19 protein-coding genes and 1 tRNA gene are annotated in these 21,145 nt (G+C 30.9%); 10 read left to right on the top strand and 10 right to left on the bottom strand.

Features of this window, described 5'->3' with window-relative positions:
* Positions 1-2: 2 nt before the first annotated feature.
* The 4 genes from leuB to L1S33_RS03480 form a co-directional block, all read right to left on the bottom strand.
* On the bottom strand, positions 3-1,118 hold the full coding sequence (gene leuB, locus L1S33_RS03495) for a 3-isopropylmalate dehydrogenase (RefSeq protein ID WP_240561250.1): 1,116 nt from the start codon (positions 1,116-1,118) through the stop codon (positions 3-5).
* A gap of 100 nt (positions 1,119-1,218) precedes the next feature.
* Entirely contained in the window at positions 1,219-1,809 is a 591-nt protein-coding gene (gene leuD, locus L1S33_RS03490) for a 3-isopropylmalate dehydratase small subunit (RefSeq protein WP_240561249.1), read from the bottom strand.
* Position 1,810: 1 nt separating this feature from the next.
* On the bottom strand, positions 1,811-3,193 hold the full coding sequence (gene leuC / locus L1S33_RS03485) for a 3-isopropylmalate dehydratase large subunit (protein WP_240561248.1): 1,383 nt from the start codon (positions 3,191-3,193) through the stop codon (positions 1,811-1,813).
* Positions 3,194-4,369 (bottom strand): 2-isopropylmalate synthase, encoded by a 1,176-nt coding sequence (locus L1S33_RS03480; protein ID WP_240561247.1) that lies wholly within the window; start codon positions 4,367-4,369, stop codon positions 3,194-3,196.
* Positions 4,370-4,499: 130 nt separating this feature from the next.
* Between L1S33_RS03480 and L1S33_RS03475 the strand changes: the two genes are divergently transcribed.
* Entirely contained in the window at positions 4,500-6,053 is a 1,554-nt protein-coding gene (locus L1S33_RS03475) for a hypothetical protein (protein ID WP_240561246.1), read from the top strand.
* Positions 6,054-6,090: 37 nt separating this feature from the next.
* On the opposite strand, the gene L1S33_RS03470 is transcribed toward L1S33_RS03475, so the two are convergent.
* The 4 genes from L1S33_RS03470 to L1S33_RS03455 all read right to left on the bottom strand — a co-directional run bounded on the left by L1S33_RS03470 (position 6,091) and on the right by L1S33_RS03455 (position 9,724).
* Positions 6,091-6,161: transfer RNA gene (locus L1S33_RS03470), tRNA-Cys, on the bottom strand.
* A gap of 84 nt (positions 6,162-6,245) precedes the next feature.
* Positions 6,246-6,602 carry a dihydroneopterin aldolase gene (gene folB, locus L1S33_RS03465; protein ID WP_240550952.1) on the bottom strand — a complete coding sequence of 119 codons (357 nt, stop codon included), beginning with the start codon at positions 6,600-6,602 and terminating at the stop codon, positions 6,246-6,248.
* A gap of 23 nt (positions 6,603-6,625) precedes the next feature.
* Entirely contained in the window at positions 6,626-6,838 is a 213-nt protein-coding gene (locus L1S33_RS03460; protein ID WP_240561245.1) for a zinc ribbon domain-containing protein, read from the bottom strand.
* Positions 6,839-6,892: 54 nt separating this feature from the next.
* Positions 6,893-9,724, bottom strand: coding sequence for a VPS10 domain-containing protein (locus L1S33_RS03455; RefSeq protein WP_240561244.1), 2,832 nt, complete (start codon positions 9,722-9,724; stop codon positions 6,893-6,895).
* Positions 9,725-9,851: 127 nt separating this feature from the next.
* Here L1S33_RS03455 and L1S33_RS03450 point away from each other — a divergent pair, with 127 nt between their 5' ends.
* The 6 genes from L1S33_RS03450 to L1S33_RS03425 all read left to right on the top strand — a co-directional run bounded on the left by L1S33_RS03450 (position 9,852) and on the right by L1S33_RS03425 (position 15,533).
* The gene (locus tag L1S33_RS03450) at positions 9,852-10,763 is read left to right on the top strand and encodes a RimK family alpha-L-glutamate ligase (protein ID WP_240550954.1); all 912 of its coding nucleotides are present in this window, start codon (positions 9,852-9,854) and stop codon (positions 10,761-10,763) included.
* Positions 10,733-11,698, top strand: a complete 966-nt coding sequence (locus L1S33_RS03445) for a succinylglutamate desuccinylase/aspartoacylase family protein (protein WP_240561243.1) — start codon at positions 10,733-10,735, stop codon at positions 11,696-11,698. The genes L1S33_RS03450 and L1S33_RS03445 overlap by 31 nt, the downstream gene beginning before the upstream one ends.
* A 98-nt stretch (positions 11,699-11,796) precedes the next feature.
* Complete coding sequence (locus L1S33_RS03440; protein ID WP_240550955.1) at positions 11,797-12,051, top strand: hypothetical protein; 255 nt, start codon at positions 11,797-11,799, stop codon at positions 12,049-12,051.
* 138 nt (positions 12,052-12,189) lie between these two features.
* Complete coding sequence (locus L1S33_RS03435) at positions 12,190-13,491, top strand: DEAD/DEAH box helicase (RefSeq protein WP_240561242.1); 1,302 nt, start codon at positions 12,190-12,192, stop codon at positions 13,489-13,491.
* A 127-nt stretch (positions 13,492-13,618) separates the two neighbouring features.
* On the top strand, positions 13,619-14,914 hold the full coding sequence (locus L1S33_RS03430) for an aminopeptidase P family protein (protein ID WP_240550957.1): 1,296 nt from the start codon (positions 13,619-13,621) through the stop codon (positions 14,912-14,914).
* A gap of 178 nt (positions 14,915-15,092) precedes the next feature.
* A complete protein-coding gene (locus L1S33_RS03425; protein WP_240561241.1) occupies positions 15,093-15,533 on the top strand; it encodes a hypothetical protein in 441 nt (146 codons plus the stop codon).
* 178 nt (positions 15,534-15,711) lie between these two features.
* On the opposite strand, the gene L1S33_RS03420 is transcribed toward L1S33_RS03425, so the two are convergent.
* Positions 15,712-17,253, bottom strand: coding sequence for a glycine--tRNA ligase (locus L1S33_RS03420; protein ID WP_240561240.1), 1,542 nt, complete (start codon positions 17,251-17,253; stop codon positions 15,712-15,714).
* A gap of 49 nt (positions 17,254-17,302) precedes the next feature.
* Positions 17,303-17,860, bottom strand: a complete 558-nt coding sequence (locus tag L1S33_RS03415) for a class I SAM-dependent methyltransferase (protein ID WP_240550960.1) — start codon at positions 17,858-17,860, stop codon at positions 17,303-17,305.
* Positions 17,861-17,904: 44 nt separating this feature from the next.
* Here L1S33_RS03415 and L1S33_RS03410 point away from each other — a divergent pair, with 44 nt between their 5' ends.
* The 3 genes from L1S33_RS03410 (at position 17,905) to L1S33_RS03400 (ending at position 21,119) form a co-directional block, all read left to right on the top strand.
* A complete protein-coding gene (locus L1S33_RS03410) occupies positions 17,905-18,591 on the top strand; it encodes a ComF family protein (RefSeq protein ID WP_240561239.1) in 687 nt (228 codons plus the stop codon).
* Between the two features lie 29 nt (positions 18,592-18,620).
* Positions 18,621-20,222: an Ig-like domain-containing protein gene (locus L1S33_RS03405; protein ID WP_240561238.1), complete on the top strand. Its 1,602-nt coding sequence runs from the start codon at positions 18,621-18,623 to the stop codon at positions 20,220-20,222.
* A gap of 66 nt (positions 20,223-20,288) precedes the next feature.
* Positions 20,289-21,119 carry a THC0290_0291 family protein gene (locus L1S33_RS03400; RefSeq protein WP_240561237.1) on the top strand — a complete coding sequence of 277 codons (831 nt, stop codon included), beginning with the start codon at positions 20,289-20,291 and terminating at the stop codon, positions 21,117-21,119.
* Positions 21,120-21,145 lie beyond the last annotated feature (26 nt).

The following is a 21,145-nucleotide window of genomic DNA, read 5'->3' as shown; positions in this document are numbered from 1 at the left end:
ATTTATATTATTGTAGATTGTCCTAAATGGATGTTTGTAAAATTAAGATTAGAATCATTAGGGTTTGAAATATAATCAGCTATAAAATCTCCAACTTTAGAAGTAGATACATTATGATCTGCGTTTAAATCTGGAGTTGTTATATTAAGAATTAATGCTTTTTCTACAGCTTTTCTAATTAAATCTGCCTCTTCAAATAATTCAAAATGATCTAAAAGCATTGCAGCAGATAAAATAGAAGCAATAGGATTTGCAATTCCTTTTCCTTTTGCTTGTGGATAAGAACCATGTATTGGCTCAAACATTGCAAATTTATCTCCAACCGAAGCCGATGCTAATAACCCAATAGAACCACCAATTACACTAGCTTCATCACTAATAATATCTCCAAACATATTTTCCGTTAGAATAACATCAAACTGTTTTGGATTTAAAATCATTTGCATTGCTGCGTTATCTACAAACAAGAAATCTAATGTTACTTTTGGGTAATTTACGGCAACTTCAGTTACCACTTTTCGCCAAAGTCTAGAACTTTCTAAAACATTTGCTTTGTCTACTAAAGTCACTTTGTTTTTTCTTGATCCTGCAGCTTTAAAAGCTAAATGCGCAATACGCTCAATTTCTGGCTTTGTATATAAACATAAATCTGAAGCTGTATTTCCATCTTCACTTAAATATTTTTCGCCAAAATAAATTCCGCCAGTTAATTCTCTATAAATACTAATATCTGTACCTTCAATAATGTGCTTTTTTAAAGGCGATTTATCTAATAGCGTTTCATAAGCCTTAACAGGTCTTATGTTTGCGTACAAACCTAAAGATTTACGCAAACGCAATAAACCTTGTTCTGGACGCACCTTTGCATCCGGATTATTATCATATTTTGGATCTCCAATAGCGCCAAATAAAATAGCATCTGTAGCTTCGCAAACGTCTAATGTTTTCTCAGGTAAAGGGTTTCCTGTTTCATCAATTGCTATTGCGCCAACTGGTGCATGTTTATAGGTAAATGTATGATCAAACTCTAAAGCAATTGCATTTAAAGCCTTAATTGCTTGTTCTGTTACTTCTGGCCCAATACCATCTCCTGGTAAAACTGCTATTTTTAATTTCATCTAATTATTTATTTTTTTGGGCGTTCCCTAAAGGTCGCGCTTTCCGTTATATCTTTTTCTCGTTCCTTAAAAAAGGATGCCTCTTCAATCGCTAACGCGCTTATCTACTAGCAGCGTTTTCAAATTCTTCAATTACTGCTTTTTTACTTAGCAAGTAATCAATATCGTCATAACCATTAATCATACATGTTTTTTTGTATGCATCAATTTCAAAAGATTCAGACAAATTGGTATTATTTACCGAAATAGTCTGTGCTTCTAAATTAACTGTTATTTCTGTTTCTGGCTTGTTTTCTATCGTTTTTAATAGTTCTTTTAAAAAACTTTCAGAAACTTGTACAGGCAACAAACCATTGTTTAGTGCATTACCTTTAAAAATGTCAGCAAAAAAACTAGAAACAACTACTTTAAAGCCATAACCAGTTAAAGCCCAAGCTGCATGTTCTCTACTAGAACCACAACCAAAATTATCTCCAGCAACTAAAATTGTACCAGAGTAATTAGCATTGTTTAAAGCAAAATCTGCATTTATAGAACCGTCTTTTTTAAATCTCCAATCTCTAAAAACATTATCACCAAATCCTTTTTTATCTGTTGCTTTTAAAAAACGAGCAGGTATTATTTGATCTGTATCTACATTCTCAATTTGTAACGGAATTGCCTTAGAATTTAATGTTGTAAACTTTTCCATATTAATTAAGTTGTTTTGTAATATCAATAATTTTTCCTTCTACAGCAGTTGCTGCAGCTACTAACGGACTTGCTAAAATAGTTCTAGAACCTTGTCCTTGTCTTCCTTCAAAATTTCTGTTTGAAGTAGAAACGCAATATTCTCCTTGCGGAATTTTATCATCATTCATTGCTAAACATGCCGAACAACCTGGTTGTCTTAATTCAAAACCAGCTTCGTCAAAAATATCTTTTAAACCTTCTTCTATAATTTGTGTTTCTACTTGTTTACTTCCCGGAACTAACCAAGCAGTAACATTTGCTGCTTTTTGTTTTCCTTTTATAAAGTTTGCTGCCACTCTAAAATCTTCAATTCTAGAATTAGTACAACTACCAATAAATACGTAGTTAATTGGTTTATTTATCAAACTTTCTCCAGCTTCAAAATTCATGTATTCTAAAGACTTTTTAAAAGAAGCATTGTCTTCTACAGGAATATTTTCTGTGATTTTAATTCCCATTCCAGGATTAGTTCCATAGGTAATCATTGGTTCTATATCTTCTGCGTCAAAAGAATATTCTTTATCAAAAGTTGCTCCTTCATCGGTTGGTAATGTTTTCCAATGCGCTACTTTTTTATCAAAAGCTTCTCCTTTTGGAGCATATTCTCTTCCTTCAACATAATCAAATGTGGTTTGATCTGGAGCAATCATTCCTCCACGAGCACCCATTTCTATACTCATATTACAAACTGTCATTCTTCCTTCCATACTCATTTCTTCAAAGACATTTCCTGCGTATTCGCAAAAATATCCTGTACCAGAATTAGTACCTAATTTAGAAATAATATAAAGAATAACGTCTTTTGGTAAGACGCCATTCTTTAATTTACCATTAACCGAAACTCGTAAACTTTTTGGTTTTGTAAGTAACAAACATTGACTAGCAAAGACTTGTGCTACTTGACTTGTTCCTATACCAAATGCAATAGTTCCGAATGCACCATGAGTTGAGGTATGACTATCTCCACAAACCATAGTCATTCCCGGTTGCGTAATACCTAATTCTGGAGCCATAACATGTACAATGCCATTGTATTTATGACCTAATTCAAATAATGTGATGTTATTTTTATGGCAATTTTTTGATAATTGTTCTAGCTGTTTTCTAGACAACTCATCTTTTATTGGTTGATCTTGATTTTGTGTTGGTGTATTATGATCTGCGGTTGCTACAATCTGGTTTGGTCTAAATACAGGAATTCCGCGATCTTCTAATTCATTAAAAGCTTGCGGACTTGTTACTTCGTGTATTAAGTGTTTATCTATATATAGAACCTGCGGTCCATTTTCTATAGTGTCTACAACATGTGCATCCCAGACTTTATCAAATAGTGTCTTCTTCATCTATGCAGAAATTATTTGTTTGTAAATTTTACTAGTTTCTATTATTTGATGAATATCTGCATCATTAATTTCTTTCTTTTTATCTGCAAAAGTTAGAAAGCTTGCATAAATTTCATCTAATTGTAGTTTTGTTAATTCATAACCTACATTCTTTGCTCTATAAGCTAAAGCTGCTCTACCACTTCTTGCTGTTAAAACAATAGCAGATTCTGTTACACCTACATCTTTTGGATCTATAATCTCATAAGTTTCACGGTTTTTTATAACGCCATCTTGATGAATTCCAGAACTATGAGCAAATGCATTTGCACCAACAATTGCCTTGTTAGGTTGCGTATAAATACCCATACTTTCTGAAACAAGTTGACTCATTCCATACAACATTTGTGTGTTAATATTTGTATCTAAATTTAGATAAGGGTGTTGTTTTAAAACCATAACAACCTCTTCTAAAGCAGTATTTCCTGCACGTTCTCCAATACCATTAATGGTACATTCAATTTGGCGAGCTCCATTTATAACACCTTCAATAGAATTAGCTGTTGCTAAACCTAAATCGTTATGGCAATGGCAAGATAAAATTGCTTTTTCTATACCTTTTACGTTTTCTTTTAAGTACTTAATTTTGGCACCATATTCACTTGGTAAACAATAACCTGTTGTATCAGGAATATTTAAAACCGTTGCACCTGCTTTAATTGCTGCTTCACAAACTCTAGCTAAATACTCGTTATCTGTTCTTCCTGCATCTTCAGCATAAAACTCTACATCTTCAACAAAAGACTTTGCGTATTTTACAGCATTAAAAGCACGCTCAATTATTGCATCTTTGTTAGACTTAAATTTATGAAATATATGCGAATCTGAAGTTCCAATTCCTGTATGTATTCTTGGTTTTACAGCATATTTTAAAGCTTCCGAAGCTACTTTTATATCATTTTCTACAGCTCTAGTTAAACCACAAACTGTAGCGTTTTTTACTATTTTAGAAATTTCTTCTACAGATTTAAAATCTCCAGGGCTAGAAACTGGGAAACCAGCTTCAATAACATCAACTCCTAATAAATCTAATTTTCCTGCAATAATAACTTTTTGTTCAGTGTTTAATTTACAACCTGGAACTTGTTCGCCATCACGCAGTGTTGTGTCAAATATTTGGATTTTATCGTTATTCATTATCTAAAATAATTATCATTATAGAATCAAATGTATATATTGGCTATTCATAAAAGTTTACTCTTAAAAACTTTTCACGACATCAAGTTATATAAATAAAAACATAAAACACTAATTAACAGTATTTTAAATGAATTTTTTTACAAAATCTAACCAACAAAATGATGCTTTATTTGTACTAATTCAGTCTTTAACTAAGTCAGAAAAGCGCCAATTTAACTTGTATATTGGTAGATTAGGTGGTAATACTGATGCAAAATTTTTTATTTTATTCAAATTTTTAGAAAAGCAAAAAAAGTACGATGAGAAAGCAATTTTAAATAAAGGTATTGTAAGTAAACAGCAATTATCTAATTTAAAAGCGCATTTATACAAACAAATATTGGTTAGTTTACGAATGAATCCTGCACATAAAAACATTAGGGTTCAGGTACGTGAGCAATTGGATTTTGCTACAGTTTTATATCAAAAAGGTTTATACAAACAAAGTTTAAAACTACTTGACAAAGCAAAAACACTAGCAATTGATAATGAAGAAAAAAATATTGCTTATGAAATTGTTGAATTAGAAAAAATAATTGAAAGTCAATACATAACAAGAAGTATTGATACGAGAGCGGATGAACTTACTATACAAGCCAAAGAATTAAGTCAACAAAATGTACTTACCAGTAAATTATCTAATTTATCTTTACAATTATACGGTGTTTTATTAAAAACAGGTTATGCTCGTAATAATGATGAACTTGAAAAAATAAACGGTTATTTTGATTCTAGATTACCTGATTTTGAGTACAAATCTTTGGGTTTTAGAGAACGTCTTTGGTTATATAAAGCGCATTTGTGGCGAAGTTTTTTAACACAAAATTTTATAAACGGCTACAAATACTCTTCTAGTTGGGTAAATTTATTTAGAGAATACCCAAAAATGATTCAATTAAACCCTGTTTTTTATCTAAAAGGGATTAATTATTTATTGGAATCTTTATTTATCATTCAACATAAAAAAGAGTTTAATAAAGAGTTGATTTTGTTTGAAAAAGCAATTAATGAAGATCAAATTCCAATAAATGGCAATACTGAAATTTTAATTTTTCAATATTATTATGCCAATCAACTTCACAAACATTTTTTAGAAGGAACTTTTAATAAAGGTGAATATTTAGTTGAAGAAATTAATAAAAAAGCGCTTGAATACAATAATAGATTAGACAAACATCATATAATAACGTTGTATTATAAAATTGCCTGTTTGTATTTTGGAATGGGTGAAAACAAGAAATGTATAGAATATCTTTCTAAAATAATTAGCGCTAAAAACCTATATGTTGGCGAAGATTTACAGTGTTTTGCAAGGATTTTAAGTTTAATTGCGCATTATGAGTGTGGCTTAGACTATCATTTAGAAAAGCAATTTAAAGAAACCTATAAGTTCTTGCTAAAAATGGAAAACTTACAAGAGGTTCAAAAGGAGTTTATTTTCTCTATAAAATCTCTTCAAGATGTTTTTCCTAATGAAATGAAGAATGAATTTAAAAAGATTCATGGTCGATTAAAATTATACGAAAATCATCCTTTTGAAAAAAGAGCTTTCCTTTATTTAGACATTTTATCTTGGCTAGAAAGTAAGATTGAGAACAAACCTATCGCCGAAATTATTCAGGAGAAAAACGCTAAAAAGTAAAAAACTCTAAAAATCTTACGATTAATAGAGTTTTTTGAGGTGTCTAGCGGATTCGAACCGCTGTACATGGTTTTGCAAACCATTGCCTAGCCACTCGGCCAAGACACCTTTTAAGTTTTAAAACAAATAACAACCTGTTTTAAGGATTGCAAATTTACGTAAATTTACAAGTATTACAAGCATTTTTTAATTTTAACGCTTTTTTGTTAAAACAATAACTACTTCTGCTACGTTTCCGCCTATTGGTGGGTTTATTTTTGCAACACTAACTTTTGCTCTTCGTATCATTCTAATTTCTTTAAAAAAACGTGTTAAAATGCGCTCTGCAACGTGTTCTAGCAACTCCGATCGTATTGCCATTTCTTCTTTTACAATATGATTTAAATGCACATAATCTACCGTATCTACTAAGTTATCTGTTTTAGAAGATTTTCTTAAAGATGCTTTTATTTCTACATCAACTCTATATTCAGAGCCAATTTTTGCTTCTTCATCTAAACATCCATGGTTAGAAAAAAGGCGTATGTTGTTTACTTGTATAATTCCCATAATGGCAAATATATCAATGTTTTTTAGTTTCCAAAGAAATCAAAAATATTACTTAATGCAGAAGTTGGAGCCTTGTAAAACTCTGTATAACTACATCTTTTACAAGTAACACTTGTAAATTTTTCACTTTGAATGTTAAAAAACTTAGTCCAAAAACCTCCTGTGGCTCGCATTTTCCCAACTTTATAGTCTTTTGAATTACATTTTGGACAGGTATAATTTAGTGGTTTGCTCATAATTAAAAGTTATTTATACTTATTAGAGTATAAAAATCAACAAATGTTACATATTTATTTAACTTCAAATTCTTGTGCTTCTCCATTTAATTTAATTGTATACTTTCCTTTTGGTAAATAAAATACGTTGTTTTTGGCTGCCACAACTTTAGTTTCTTTACTTTTTTTAGCATATGCTTTTCTTCCTTTTTCAGAAAAAGAAACATCAAACTTTGCTTCATTAAAACCCTTGTCTGCATTTACCTTAATTGTATTTACTTTTATATTGTCAGAAAAAATATCTAAGGTTACTTCTTTATTAGAATTTGCATAAAATGGGATACTCATTTCTGGTGTATTTGCCGGTCTCCATTGACTCCATGAACTTCCCCATCTTTTACTTTTTTTAATATCATTTACCGAAAAAAGATGTGTTGATTTTGCTAAAATAGTTTCAGAAACTCCTTGTATAGTTTCAATATTTGCCTTGTAAATACTTCTACCATGTGTACCAACAATTAAATCTTTTGCTGTTGGCTGAATTACTAAATCGTGTACAGCAACATTAGGTAAGTTGTTACTAAACACTTCCCAAGAATTTCCTTGATTAAAAGAAACATACAAACCATTATCTGTTCCTAAGTACAAAACATTTTCATTTTCTGAATCTTCTTTTATAACATTAACAGCCGCTGTTGGAATGTTACTACTTATACTTTTCCATGTTTGTCCATAATCTTCAGAAACATAAACGTAGCTTGTAAAATCATCAAATCGATATCCGTTTAAAGTTGCATACACGCGTTCTTTTTTAAATTTTGAAGCGATTACTCTAGAAACCCATAAATTTTGCGGTAAGTTATTAGAAATGCGTGTCCAATTTCCTCCACCGTTTTTTGTAATATTAATATAACCGTCATCTGAACCTGTATAAATTAAACCAAATTGAAAAGGACTTTCAGAAATACTAGTTAGCGTTCCGTACGCAACATTTCCTTCTTTTCCGCCAGTGGTTAAATCTTCAGAAATTTCTTCCCAATTATCTCCTTTGTCTAAAGAACGGTGTAATTTATTTCCTCCTAAATACAAGATATCTTGATTGTGTTTTGATAAATGAATTGGAGTTTGCCAGTTAAAACGATACGGTTTTTCGTCTTTTTTTGGTTTTGGTTGAATATATTCTTGTTCCTCAGTTTCTAAATTTAAGCGATAATAATTCCCGAATTGATAACCTGTATATACAATATTAGGGTTTCTATCATCTACCTGAACTTGCATTCCGTCTCCGCCCATAATTGACTTATAAGGATTTTGACCTGTTTGATGCCATCTTTTTTCAATCTTTGCATTATTAGGTCCAAACCAAACACCATTATCTTGCAAACCACCATAAACGTTATAGTTTTTTTGATTGTCTGCATACACCGTATAAAATTGTCCAACAGCTGCATTGTTTAATTTTATCCAGTTTTCTCCATCATCATAAGAAATGTTTAATCCACCATCATTTCCTTCAATTAAATGTCCAGTTTTTTTAGGATTTACCCATAATGCTTGATGATCTGCATGTACATTTTCGCTACTAATAGACGTAAATGTTTTACCGCCATCTTTAGATTTAATAATGCCAACACCTAAAACATAAATACTGTTTTCGTCTTGTAAGTCTACTCTAATTTCACCAAAATAATATCCATAAGAACTATAAATACCATCTAAATACATAGTGTTTGTTTTTTGCCAGTTTTTACCTCCATCTATTGTTTTAAAAACCTCAGCACCTATTACTGGTTCTTCAAAAGCTACTGCCATTTCATTTTCTAAGAAAGTCATTAATTCTTTTGGCTTAACACCTCCAGGTCTTAATAATTGTTTTGCGTTTTCTGCTCTAAATTTTTCTTGAAAACCATAGGCTTTCAAATAATTATCTAAGGTTTTATTTCTTAATGCTAAGACATCAGCAGAACTTAAATTTTCAAATTGTTTTTTTGAAAAGTTAAAAGACGCTGTTTTTTTACTCTCTGGTTTTCTTCGGTATTGACTGTCATGTAAAGCATACACTATATTTTCATTAAAAACAGCCAATCCTATTCTACCAACTCCATCTCCAATAGGAAATCCACTTTCATCAGAAATTTTTGACCAAGTATTACCGGCATCTGTAGATTTATAAATTGAAGAATTTTTCCCATCTCCATCAAAATTCCATGCTTTACGTTCTCTTTCCCAAGAGGCTGCATACATAACATTAAAATTTTCTGGTGCAACTGCAACATCTATAATTCCTGTATTTTCATCAATAAATAATGTTTTACGCCACGTTTTTCCTCCATCAGTAGTTTTAAAAATACCTCTTTCTGAATTTGGAGAATATAAATGTCCAATAGCTCCAACGAGAACTTCATTTGGGTTTTTAGGGTTGATTAAGATTCGCCCAATATGATGACTGTCTAGCAAACCAACATTTTCCCAAGTTTTTCCTTTATCTGTAGATTTTAAAATACCAATTCCGGCATAACTAGAACGCGAAGAGTTGTTTTCTCCTGTTCCAACCCAAATAGTTCCATTATTCCAATCTACGGCAATATCACCGATGTTTTGCGTTGGAGAGTTGTCTAAAACTGGCGTAAGCGTTGTTCCGTTATTGTTTGTATACCACAATCCGCCAGAAGCATAACCAACATAAAATTCTGTTGTGTTATTAGGATTTACATCTACATCTACCACACGCCCACTCATAACTGTTGGCCCAATACTTTTAAATGGAATATTTTTTACAAGTGATGTTTTAGCTAAAGCTGCTTTTTGTTTTAAAGCATTTTGTACAATATTTGTAGAAGTTGCTGGCTGTTGTGCACACAATGCAGTTGTAATAAACAACATTAAAAGTTGATAGATAATTTTCATTAGTTTGGTTTTTGGACGATGAAATTACTACTTCCAAAATTGAAATCAAAAAAATTAACAAACTCTAACATATCGACACTTTTTAAGGTATAACTTTAAAAAAATAAATTCATTAGATTTGTAACAAATGGGCAAACCTTTAAACATATTTATTCTTTCTGTTGGTGAAAGAATTTATTCTACAAATCGTATTTACCAAGAAGCCATAAAACAGGGGCATAATGTTAGAATTATAAATCATACCAAATGCTCTATAAAACTGTCTGGTGGTAATAGAGAAATTATTTATAAAGGAGAAAACATTATTAACCAACCCGATGTAATTATTCCAAGAATAGGCGCTTCAGTTACACGACATGGTGCTGCAGTTGTTAAAGAGTTTGAAATGAATGGTATTTTTAGTACAGCACGTTCTTTAGGTATTATTCGTTCTCAAAATAAAGTTCGTACTCTTCAAATTATGAACCGAAAAGGAATTCCAATTCCTGACACACTTTTTTCAGTTGATACAGATAATATAAAAGAACAAATAGAATTATTAGGTGGCGCACCAGTTGTAATAAAATTACAAGAAGGTACTCAAGGCGTTGGTGTAATGTTGGCAGAAAGTAAACAATCTGCAAAATCAATTATTGATACCATGTACAGCATGAAAAACAGTATTTTATTACAAGAATTTATTAAAGAAAGTAATAGTGAAGATTTTAGAGCTTTTGTAGTAGGAAATAAGATTCTTTCTGCAATGCAACGTAAGGGTTTAGATGATGACTTTCGCTCTAATATACATCTTGGAGGAAGTGGTTCTGTTGCTGTTTTAACTGAACAAGAACAAAAAATGGCAATAAAAGCTGCAAAATATTTAGGTTTGCCAATTGCAGGTGTAGATATTATACGTTCTAAACGTGGTCCTTTATTAATTGAAGTAAATTCTACGCCAGGTTTACAAGGAATTGAAGCCTACACAAAAGTAAATATAGCAGAAGGAATTATTAATTATGTAGTAAATAAATGTTCGAAAAAGAATTTAAAAACGAAATAGTAGAAATACGTGGTCAAAAAGTTGGTTTAGGAGAATCTAAACTAATAAAAATTCCTGTAGATAGATTACCAACTGGGACTTTAATTGAAATTCCCGTATATGTTTTTAATGGTAAAAAAGCTGGACCAACTGTTTTGTTACAAGGTGGTTTACACGGAGACGAGGTAAATAGTGTTGAGCTAGTAAGAAGAATGCTTATTGATAAATCTTATAAAATTGAGAGAGGCTGTGTTATTGTAGTTCCGCTTTTAAATGTTTTTGGATTTTTAAGTTTATCTCGAGACATGCACGGAAAAGATGTTAATAGAAGTTTTCCAGGTACAAAAGCTGGTTCATTAGCAAGCCGAATGGCGTATTACTTAATGCACGAAATAATTGATAATGTAGATTTTGGAATCGATTTCCATACAGGCGGTGCACAAAGAAATAATTTTCCTCAAATACGGTTTACTCAAGAAGATAAGCAAGCAAAATTTTTAGCAACACTTTTTAATGCACCTTTAATGTTTGGCTCTAAACTAATTCCAAAATCGTTTAGAAATGCTTGTTTTAAAAAAAACATTCCAATTATTGTTTATGAAGGAGGAGAATCGCTTCGTTTAGATGAAAAGGCAATCCAAGAAGGAATTAACGGAACACTACGTATTTTAAAATATTTTAAAATGATTAATGCTTCTGTTGAAATTTCTAAAGGAAAAGAAGCAATCATTATTACCAAACGAAAATGGATACGCGCTAAGGTTGCTGGGCTTTTTAATCTAAAAGTAAAAAACGGTGCAAAAATAAAAAAAGGACAAATTCTTGGTTTTATTATGGATACGTATGGCGAAACAAAATTTGCTGTAAAAGCACCTCAAGATGGTTATATTATATCTGTAAATTACTTTCCTATAGTAAATATGGGAGATCCTCTTTTTCACTTTGGAAGCGCATAAAAACAAGCCTAACTTATTAACAATTAGATTGTTTTGTAAAAAATCGTAATTTTTTTGCTATATTTAGATTCTATTAACTAATTAAAAACAACTCAATTATGATGGAATTAATTATCAGTTTACTTACGGGTGCCGTTGGTGGTAACGTAGCAGGAGCATTATTAAAAAAGTTTTCTATGGGAACACTTTGGAACTCAGTTGTTGGGATTCTTGGTGGAGGATTAGGAGCACAATTACTTGGAATGTTAGGTTTAGACCTTGGAGGAATTGTTGGTAGTCTTGCTGGTGGAACTGTAGGTGGCGGTGCATTAATGGCAATTATTGGTGTAATTAAAAGTGCGATGAGCAAATAAAAAATCATCAACCAAAAATCAACTAGAAAAGATGCTTTTTAAGCATCTTTTTTTATGCACTAAAATCAATATTAATAGCTGTACCTTTGCAAACTCATAGAAATAACGAAAAAACCGTGCATTTCTAAATAAATAATTATGACATTTAAATCTTTAGGATTAACTGACGCTTTATTAAAAGCCATTGAAGAAAAAGGATATACAACTCCATCACCAATTCAAGAAAAAGCAATACCACATATTTTAGCCGGTAAAGATGTTTTGGCATCTGCACAAACCGGAACAGGAAAAACAGCCGGTTTTACCTTACCTGTTTTACAATATTTATCGGAAACTAAACACCCAAAATACAGACCAGTTCGTGCTTTAGTATTAACACCTACAAGAGAGTTAGCAGCTCAAATTTTAGAAAATGTTAGAGAATATAGTACGCATTTAGACATAAAATCTACCGTAGTTTTTGGTGGTGTAAAGGCTAGCGGACAAATAGCAACTTTAAGAAGAGGTGTAGATATTTTAGTAGCAACTCCTGGTAGATTATTAGATTTACACAGCCAAAAAGCAGTGTCTTTTAACCGCATTGATGTGCTTATTTTAGATGAAGCTGATAGAATGTTAGACATGGGCTTTGCTCGTGATTTGAATAAAATAATGAGTTATTTGCCTGCAAAACGTCAAAATTTATTGTTTTCAGCTACTTTTTCAACAGAAATTAAAAGACTTGCTGAAGGTATTTTAAAAAATCCTGTTATGGTAAATGCTGCTCCGCAGAATTCTACCGCAGAAATGGTTTCTCAAAAAGCATATTTAGTTGATAAAGGCAAAAAAACACAAGTAGTTACCAATTTAATTAAAGATGGAAATTGGAATCAGGTTTTAATTTTTACAAGAACTAAACATGGAGCTAATAAATTAACAAAAAAATTAATTGGATTAGGTATTACAGCCGCTGCAATTCACGGAAATAAAAGTCAAGGTGCTAGAACAAAAGCATTAAAAAGCTTTAAAGAAAATACCATTAGAGTTATGGTAGCAACAGATATTGCTGCTCGTGGATTGGATATTCCGTTATTGCCACATGTAATCAATTTTGAGTTACCAAATGTACCAGAAGATTATGTGCATAGAATTGGTAGAACTGGTAGAGCTGGAGCAAGCGGACAAGCAATTTCTTTAGTTTGTAGTGAAGAAACAGAATACCAAGCAGAAATAGAAAAACTACTGAAGAAAAAACTAGAAGTAGAAATAATTGAAGGTTTTGAACCAACAGATACTGCTGGCCCAAAACGTGCTGCTACTCAGAAAAAAGGTTCTTTTAACAAAAAGAAAAAAGGCGTTGGAGCTTCTCATAGAGGTGGTTCTGGAACAAAGAAAAAAAGACCTTCTGATGGAAATTCTGAAGGAGCTGGAAGAAACAGATCTAGAAATAAACGTAGGTAAAATTTAAAATGCTGTCATTCTAAATCCATTTCAGAATCTGAAATGGGTTTTGATTGACAAAATACAAAGCATCTTTTATTTATCGGTTTAAACTTGTACTTTTGATTTTTATAAAAACAAATCAACAATGAAATACCACCAAATAGACCGCAACTTATTTATAGAAAACCGTAAAAACTTTGCTTCAAAAATGAAGCCAATGAGTTTAGCTGTTTTTAATTCTAATGATATTTATCCGATTTCAGCAGATAGTACGTTGCCTTTTGAACAACACAGAGATATCTTTTATTTAAGTGGTGTAGATCAAGAAGAAAGTATTTTGGTGTTGTTTCCAGATTCTCCAAAGGAAAAATTTAGAGAAGTCTTATTTTTAAAAGAAACTAACGAGCATATTGCTGTTTGGGAAGGTGAAAAATTAGATAAAGAAGCTGCTTTAAAAACAAGTGGAATTAAAACTGTTTTCTGGCTACAAGACATTGAAAAAGTGTTTGCAGAAATGATGGCTTTAGCAGAAACTGTTTACATAAACACCAACGAACATTACCGCGCAAAGGTAGAAACCGAAACTCGCGAAGACCGTTTTACAAAATGGTTATTAAACAAATATCCTGCACATTCTGTTGCTAAAAGTAGTCCTATTTTACACCGTTTACGCTCTGTAAAAAGTAAAATTGAACTCGATTTAATGCAACATGCCTGTGATATTACAGAAAAAGGTTTCCGTAGAATTTTAAACTTTGTAAAACCAGATTGTTGGGAGTTTGAAATTGAAGCAGAGTTTATGCACGAATTCTTAATGAATCGTTCTAAAGGATTTGCTTACACACCAATTATTGCAAGCGGAAACAACGCAAATGTTTTACATTATATTGAAAACAACCAACAATGTAAAGCTGGCGATTTAATTTTGTTTGATGTTGCTGCAGAATACGGAAATTACGCTTCAGATATGTCTAGAACAATACCCGTTTCTGGTCGTTTTACAGACAGACAAAAAGCAGTTTACAATGCAGTAAATCGTGTTAAAAAAGAAGCTACAAAACTATTAGTTCCTGGAACAATTTGGGAAGATTACCATGTAGAAGTTGGTCATTTAATGACTTCGGAATTATTAGGTTTAGGTTTACTAGACAAAGCCGATGTACAAAACGAAAATAAAGATTGGCCTGCGTATAAAAAGTATTTTATGCACGGAACATCGCATCATATTGGTTTAGATACGCACGATTATGGTTTGTTACACGAACCAATGCAAGCAAATATGGTTTTTACTGTAGAACCTGGAATTTACATTCCTGAAGAAGGTTTTGGAATCCGTTTAGAAGACGATGTTGTTATACAAAAAACAGGAGAACCTTTTAATTTAATGCGCAACATTCCTATTGAAGCAGACGAAATTGAAGACTTAATGAATCAGTCTTAGACTGATTTTCTAAAAGTATATGAAAAGCCTCACAATTTAAATTGTGAGGCTTTTTTTCTACATAAAGTTTAGTTTGATTCTAAAGGTAATTTTGGGTAACTTCGCTAACGTTGAATATAAGTCATTAAAACGACGCATATTCAGAATCACATTGTATTTAATTTGAAAGAGAACATTAATGAAACAAAGTAAATCTTCTAAAACTTGGAATTATTATAAAAATAATAGTTGGAAATTAGGAGTCTTAATTTTATCTGTTGTTATTTTTTATTTTATTGTTCAGAAAATTGAATTAAAAATAAATTCCATTGAAACTTATGGAAAAATATATGAAAAAAAACGAATTGTAAGTGGAAAGAGAGTTGGGCCTCTATTTAAGTATAAGTTTTGGTTTATTTACGAGGGAAAAAAACATTTTGGAGAATCAACAAAAACTCTTGAAGGAGAAAATAATATTGGAAAAGTATTTAAAGTAAGAATTTCTATCAATGAACCTGAAAACTATGAAATTCTTTTTGACCAAGAATATATCGAAAAATATATTGTTGACAAAAACGGAAATAAAAAAACTCTTTATTTTAAAAAACTAAACACAACACCGTGTATAAAAAATTGCTAAATTAGTGCTTAACCAAAGTCAGTTGCATTTTTGCACACTTTGATTTTCCTTCGGAAAATCCTCGCACACAAAAACGCAACTTTCAATACACAACACCGTTAGAAAACCTAATCAAAACACCATAAAAAAACCTCATCAAATTGATGAGGTTTTTTTATAACTAAAGACATAATTATGTCTACATTTTCTGTAACCAAGCTTTTGCATCAACTTCAGCTTTAATAATAGCGTTTAAGTCTGCAATTGCAACACGGCTTTGTTCCATTGTGTCTCTATGACGTATGGTAACCGTTTTATCTTCTAATGTTTGGTGATCTACAGTAATACAAAACGGTGTTCCGTTTGCATCTTGTCTTCTATAACGTTTTCCAACAGCATCTTTTTCGTCATAAAACACGTTAAAATCCCACTTTAAATCGTTTAAAATCTCACGTGCAACTTCTGGCAAGCCATCTTTTTTAACCAACGGTAAAACCGCTGCTTTAAACGGTGCTAAAACTGCTGGTAATTTTAAAACGGTTCTTGAAGTTCCGTTTTCTAAAGCTTCTTCTTGTAAAGAATTAGAGAAAACTGCTAAAAACATTCTATCTAAACCAATTGAAGTTTCTACTACATAAGGAACATAGTTTTTGTTTTCTTCGTGGTCGAAATATTGTAATTTTTTACCTGAATATTCTTCGTGTTGTTTTAAATCGAAATCTGTTCTTGAGTGAATTCCTTCTAATTCTTTAAACCCGAAAGGAAATTGAAACTCAATATCTGCTGCTGCATCTGCATAATGCGCTAATTTATCATGGTCATGAAAACGGTAATTATCGGCGCCCATTCCTAAAGATAAATGCCATTTCATTCTGTTTTCTTTCCATTGCTCGTACCATACTTTTTGAGTTCCTGGTTTAATGAAAAACTGCATTTCCATTTGTTCAAACTCACGCATTCTAAAAATAAACTGTCTTGCAACAATTTCATTTCTAAAGGCTTTACCAGTTTGTGCAATTCCGAAAGGAATTTTCATTCTACCCGTTTTTTGAACGTTTAAGAAGTTTACAAAAATACCTTGTGCCGTTTCTGGACGTAAATATACTTTGGTAGAATGTTCTGCAGAAGCGCCTAATTGCGTTCCAAACATTAAATTGAATTGCTTAACATCAGTCCAGTTTTTAGAACCTGTAGCTGGATCTGCAATTTCTAATTCTTCAATTAATAATTTAATATCAGCTAAATCTTCATTTTCTAAAGATTTACCCATTCTTGCTAAAATAGTGGTAATTTTTTCTTGATATCCAACAACGCGTCCGTTTGTTGCAAGAAATTCTTCTTTATTAAAAGCCTCACCAAAACGTTTTGCTGCTTTAGCGACTTCTTTATTTATTTTTCCTTCAATTTTGGCGCAATAATCTTCTATTAAAACATCAGCTCTGTAACGTTTTTTAGAATCTTTGTTATCAATTAACGGATCGTTAAAAGCATCTACGTGTCCAGAAGCTTTCCAAACGGTTGGATGCATTAAGATTGAAGCGTCTAAACCTACAATGTTTTCGTTCATTTGAACCATTGCTTTCCACCAGTAATCTCTAATATTTTTCTTTAACTCAACTCCGTTTTGAGCATAATCGTATACCGCGCTTAATCCGTCATAAATTTCAGAGGATTGAAATACATAACCGTATTCTTTTGCGTGCGATAATACTTTCTTAAATTGATCTTCTTGTTTTGCCATAATGAGGGCAAAGATACATTTTCTAAAAAATTAATCAATAAAAAATAAGTTACTTTATACAGCGATAAACAAATGCTGGTGGAAAATTAAGTGGTTCAAATTCTAATTTAATTTCTTCGGAAAAAACTTTAGATAATTTTTTAAAATACGTTAAGGAATATTGATACTGCATAAACGTACCTTTTGAAGCTAAAACCTGATAGGCTTTTTCTAAAATTTCGGTTGAAACTTCTTCTGGAATTATAGTAAATGGTAAGCTAGAAATAATATGATTTGCTTTTGAAAACCCTAGTTTCTTTAACTCATCCTCAATTTTTTCGGCAGATGCGTTTAAAACTACCAGTTGTTTGTTTTTAATTTTAAGTAACTCTTTATGGAAATTCTCATTAATTTCAAAACAAACCAATGTTGCTTTTGGATGCAGTTTTTTTAAGATTTGTTTGGTAATTACACCATTTCCAGCGCCTAATTCTACAATAACATCTGTTTTTGCAAAATCTATTTTAGCAATCATTCTTTTTGCTAAAAAACGAGAACTTGGAGTTACCGTTCCAGATGTTTTTAAACTTTTTACGGCTTCTTTAAAAAATTTGAGTCTGTTTGTCAAAAAGATATGTTTTGTTTAACTTTAGCAAAAAACGCTGTGTAAATATGCAACTTTTAAAAGACTTTTTCCAATTATTTTATCCTAATTTATGTACAACCTGTAATAATAAATTGTTAAAAGGAGAAACTGTTATTTGTTCTTTTTGTAGACACGATTTGCCTATTATTAATCATACAGACTATAAAAACAATAGAGTTGCTCAAACTTTTTTTGGTAGAATTCCTATTGAAAAAGCAACCTCTTTTTTATATTTTAGAAAGGTTGGTAAAACCCGCGAGTTAATTCATTCTTTAAAATATAAAGGAAACCAAGAAATAGGAGCATTTCTAGGAAGTTGGTTTGGAGAAATTTTAAATGAAAGTAACCAATTCTCTGATGTAGATTATATAATTCCTGTTCCTTTGCACAAAAAAAGATTGCAAGAACGTGGTTATAATCAGCTTACAAAGTTTGGGGAAGTTTTAAGTGAAATTTTAAAAATTCCATATAATAACAATGTTTTAATCAGAATTTCTTCAACAAAAACACAGACTTACAAGGAGCGTTTTGAACGATTTTCTAACTCTCAAACAAATTTTACACTCACCGATTTTACTAAATTTAAAAACAAACACATTTTACTAATTGATGATGTTATTACAACTGGTGCAACACTAGAAAGTTGCTGTAATGAATTGTTAAAAACAGAAAACATTAAAATAAGTATTGTTACAATGGCGTTTACAGAATGATTTTGTTTCTTTGTTGTAAATATTTTTTTGTGAAAAACGTTTCAAAAATTTTACTTTTCTCTTTAATGGTTCTTGCACTTTATGATTGTGCCAGAAAAGGAAGACCAGATGGTGGTCCAAAAGATGAAACTGCACCAATTTTGGTAACTGCAAATCCGCCAAACGAAACTATTAAATTCAATAAGAAAAAAATTAGAATTTATTTTGATGAATATGTTGTTCTAAAGGATTTAAATAAGCAATTGGTTGTTTCTCCACCAATGAAAAGTCCGCCAATAATATCACCTCAAGGAACGCCAAGTAAGTATATAAATATTGAAATTTTAGACACACTAAAACAAAATACTACCTACACTTTTAACTTTGGTAATGCAGTACAAGACAATAACGAAAATAACAAGTTAGAGAGTTTTAAATATGTTTTTTCTACTGGAGATTATATAGATTCTTTAACATTAAAAGGCTCGGTTAAAGACGCAATAGAAAGAGATCTTGCAAAAAACACAAGTGTTTTATTGTATAAATTAGACTCTTCTTTTACAGATTCTATCATTTATAAAAAGAAGCCTCTTTATGTTTCTAACACACTAGATTCTAACAACTATCAATTTACTAATTTACAGAAAGGAAAGTATTTGTTATTGGCATTAAAAGAAGAAAATAACAACTATCTTTTTAGCTCAAAAACCGACAAAATTGCATTTTCTATAGATACTATTTCTTTACCTAGAGACAGTGTTGTAAATAAAGAATTGGTGCTATTTAAAGAACTACAGCCTTATAAATTTAAACGTGGTAAAGAAGTTACCAAAGGTAGAATTCAATTTGGCTTTGAAGGAGAAAAAACAGCAATGGAAGTTACACTTTTATCTAAAGTTCCTGAAAATTTTAAAGATTTTACTCAATTTGAAAAAGATAAAGACACTTTAAATTATTGGTTTACACCAATTGAACAAGATTCTTTAAATTTTATTGTTTCTAATACTAATATTAAAGACACAACAACTGTTTTTCTTCGCAAGAAAAAAATAGACTCATTAAATGTTTTAGCATCAGCAAGTGGCAATTTACACTTAAATGACACCTTATTTTTTAAGACAAACAACCCAATTGTAAAAACAGATGACACCAAGTTTTCTTTGGTTGATAAAGATACTGTAGCGGTAAAATTTCAACTTAAAAAAGAAAACATTAATAAATATGCGTTTATTTTTGATAAAGAACCTTCTAATAAATATGCTATAAAAGTTTTACCTAATGCTTTTTTAGATGTTTATAATACTACAAATGATTCTATCAACTTATCACTTAAAACGAAAGCAATTGACGATTACGGAAGCATAACATTAACTATAGATAACCAAACGGAAAGTCCTATTATTCTTGAACTTTTATCAAAAAACAAGAAAGTCGTTTCTAGAAAATATATAAAAGACCAAAATAAGGTAGAATTTTCTTTGTTAGATCCACAAACATACTCAATTCGGGCTATTATTGACACCAATAAAAATAACAGGTGGGATACTGGTGATTTCTTACAAAAATTTCAACCAGAAAAAATTATTTACTTCGAAAAAGAATTAAAAATAAGAGCCAATTGGATTCTTAATGAAACATTTACCATAAAATAAGTCTATTTAAAGCTAAAACTTTAACTAACTTTTATATATTTGTTTCTAAACAAAAAGAAAAAACTTTTGAAATCCCTAAAAATAGTTTTTATTTTACTTTTCTGTACAGCAGGTACTTTTGCTCAAAAATACACTTTTGACAACAAACATTTTACACACGATGTTGGTCTGTTTGTAGGTGTTTATGCTATGCAATCTGATTATGGACAACGATACAACTTTCAGAGTGAAGTTGGTAACATGGCAATGTCTATTAGTTTAGTACACTATCTTACTTTTTATAATAGAAATGACCGTTGGAATGCTCGCTATAGACTTATAGATGATATTGCAATAAAAACGGAAATCAATTATATGACTACTGATAATTTAAGACATCATGGAAAGTGGACACTTGGTGGCGGACCTACATCTAATAGGCAAAAACTTAGAGACATGAGAGGTTCTGTAAATTTATTAAATTTTGGAGTTAGTGCAGAGTATCACTTTAATGATTTACGTTCGTTTAGCGCTTACTATTCTGAATATAAATGGAATCCTTATGTTAGTTTAGGATTAATGTACTCTATGTACGAAAATGATTTAACAACAGAATATGGAGATGGAGATTGGAGAAGCGACCCAACATTATTATACACAAAATGGCAAGATTGGAGAGATAGAGCTGTTGGTGAAGGAAGTACTGGGTCTGCAGTTTTAGGAGCAGGAATTAGATATAAATTAACAGAAAGAATGGATTTATCTGCTCTTGGACGTTTTCAATATTTCTTTTCGGACAATGTAGATGGACTAAATGCAAAAGATCGTGTAGAAAATAAATATAACGAATGGTTAGTGAGTTTTCAAGTAGGTGTAGTTTGGCACTTAAACTTCTCCGATCCACTTAGATTATTCTAAAAAAACATATTAAAATAAAAAAAATC

It is taken from the genome of Tenacibaculum aquimarinum, assembly GCF_022478115.1.
Taxonomy (GTDB): Bacteria; Bacteroidota; Bacteroidia; order Flavobacteriales; family Flavobacteriaceae; genus Polaribacter; species Polaribacter aquimarinum_A.
Note: the sequence above shows the minus strand (reverse complement) of the source record. Positions and strands in the feature narration are given on the sequence as shown.

What these genes read in the sequence shown, in the direction of transcription:
- L1S33_RS03410 (WP_240561239.1), top strand. Translation starts at nt 17,905, where the DNA reads ATGCAACTTTTAAAAGACTTTTTCCAATTATTTTATCCTAATTTATGT.
- leuC (WP_240561248.1), bottom strand. Translation starts at nt 3,193, where the DNA reads ATGAAGAAGACACTATTTGATAAAGTCTGGGATGCACATGTTGTAGAC.
- leuB (WP_240561250.1), bottom strand. Translation starts at nt 1,118, where the DNA reads ATGAAATTAAAAATAGCAGTTTTACCAGGAGATGGTATTGGGCCAGAA.
- L1S33_RS03480 (WP_240561247.1), bottom strand. Translation starts at nt 4,369, where the DNA reads ATGAATAACGATAAAATCCAAATATTTGACACAACACTGCGTGATGGC.
- leuD (WP_240561249.1), bottom strand. Translation starts at nt 1,809, where the DNA reads ATGGAAAAGTTTACAACATTAAATTCTAAGGCAATTCCGTTACAAATT.
- L1S33_RS03475 (WP_240561246.1), top strand. Translation starts at nt 4,500, where the DNA reads ATGAATTTTTTTACAAAATCTAACCAACAAAATGATGCTTTATTTGTA.
- L1S33_RS03425 (WP_240561241.1), top strand. Translation starts at nt 15,093, where the DNA reads ATGAAACAAAGTAAATCTTCTAAAACTTGGAATTATTATAAAAATAAT.
- L1S33_RS03455 (WP_240561244.1), bottom strand. Translation starts at nt 9,724, where the DNA reads ATGAAAATTATCTATCAACTTTTAATGTTGTTTATTACAACTGCATTG.
- L1S33_RS03460 (WP_240561245.1), bottom strand. Translation starts at nt 6,838, where the DNA reads ATGAGCAAACCACTAAATTATACCTGTCCAAAATGTAATTCAAAAGAC.
- L1S33_RS03450 (WP_240550954.1), top strand. Translation starts at nt 9,852, where the DNA reads ATGGGCAAACCTTTAAACATATTTATTCTTTCTGTTGGTGAAAGAATT.
- folB (WP_240550952.1), bottom strand. Translation starts at nt 6,602, where the DNA reads ATGGGAATTATACAAGTAAACAACATACGCCTTTTTTCTAACCATGGA.
- L1S33_RS03445 (WP_240561243.1), top strand. Translation starts at nt 10,733, where the DNA reads ATGTTCGAAAAAGAATTTAAAAACGAAATAGTAGAAATACGTGGTCAA.
- L1S33_RS03435 (WP_240561242.1), top strand. Translation starts at nt 12,190, where the DNA reads ATGACATTTAAATCTTTAGGATTAACTGACGCTTTATTAAAAGCCATT.
- L1S33_RS03420 (WP_240561240.1), bottom strand. Translation starts at nt 17,253, where the DNA reads ATGGCAAAACAAGAAGATCAATTTAAGAAAGTATTATCGCACGCAAAA.
- L1S33_RS03440 (WP_240550955.1), top strand. Translation starts at nt 11,797, where the DNA reads ATGATGGAATTAATTATCAGTTTACTTACGGGTGCCGTTGGTGGTAAC.
- L1S33_RS03430 (WP_240550957.1), top strand. Translation starts at nt 13,619, where the DNA reads ATGAAATACCACCAAATAGACCGCAACTTATTTATAGAAAACCGTAAA.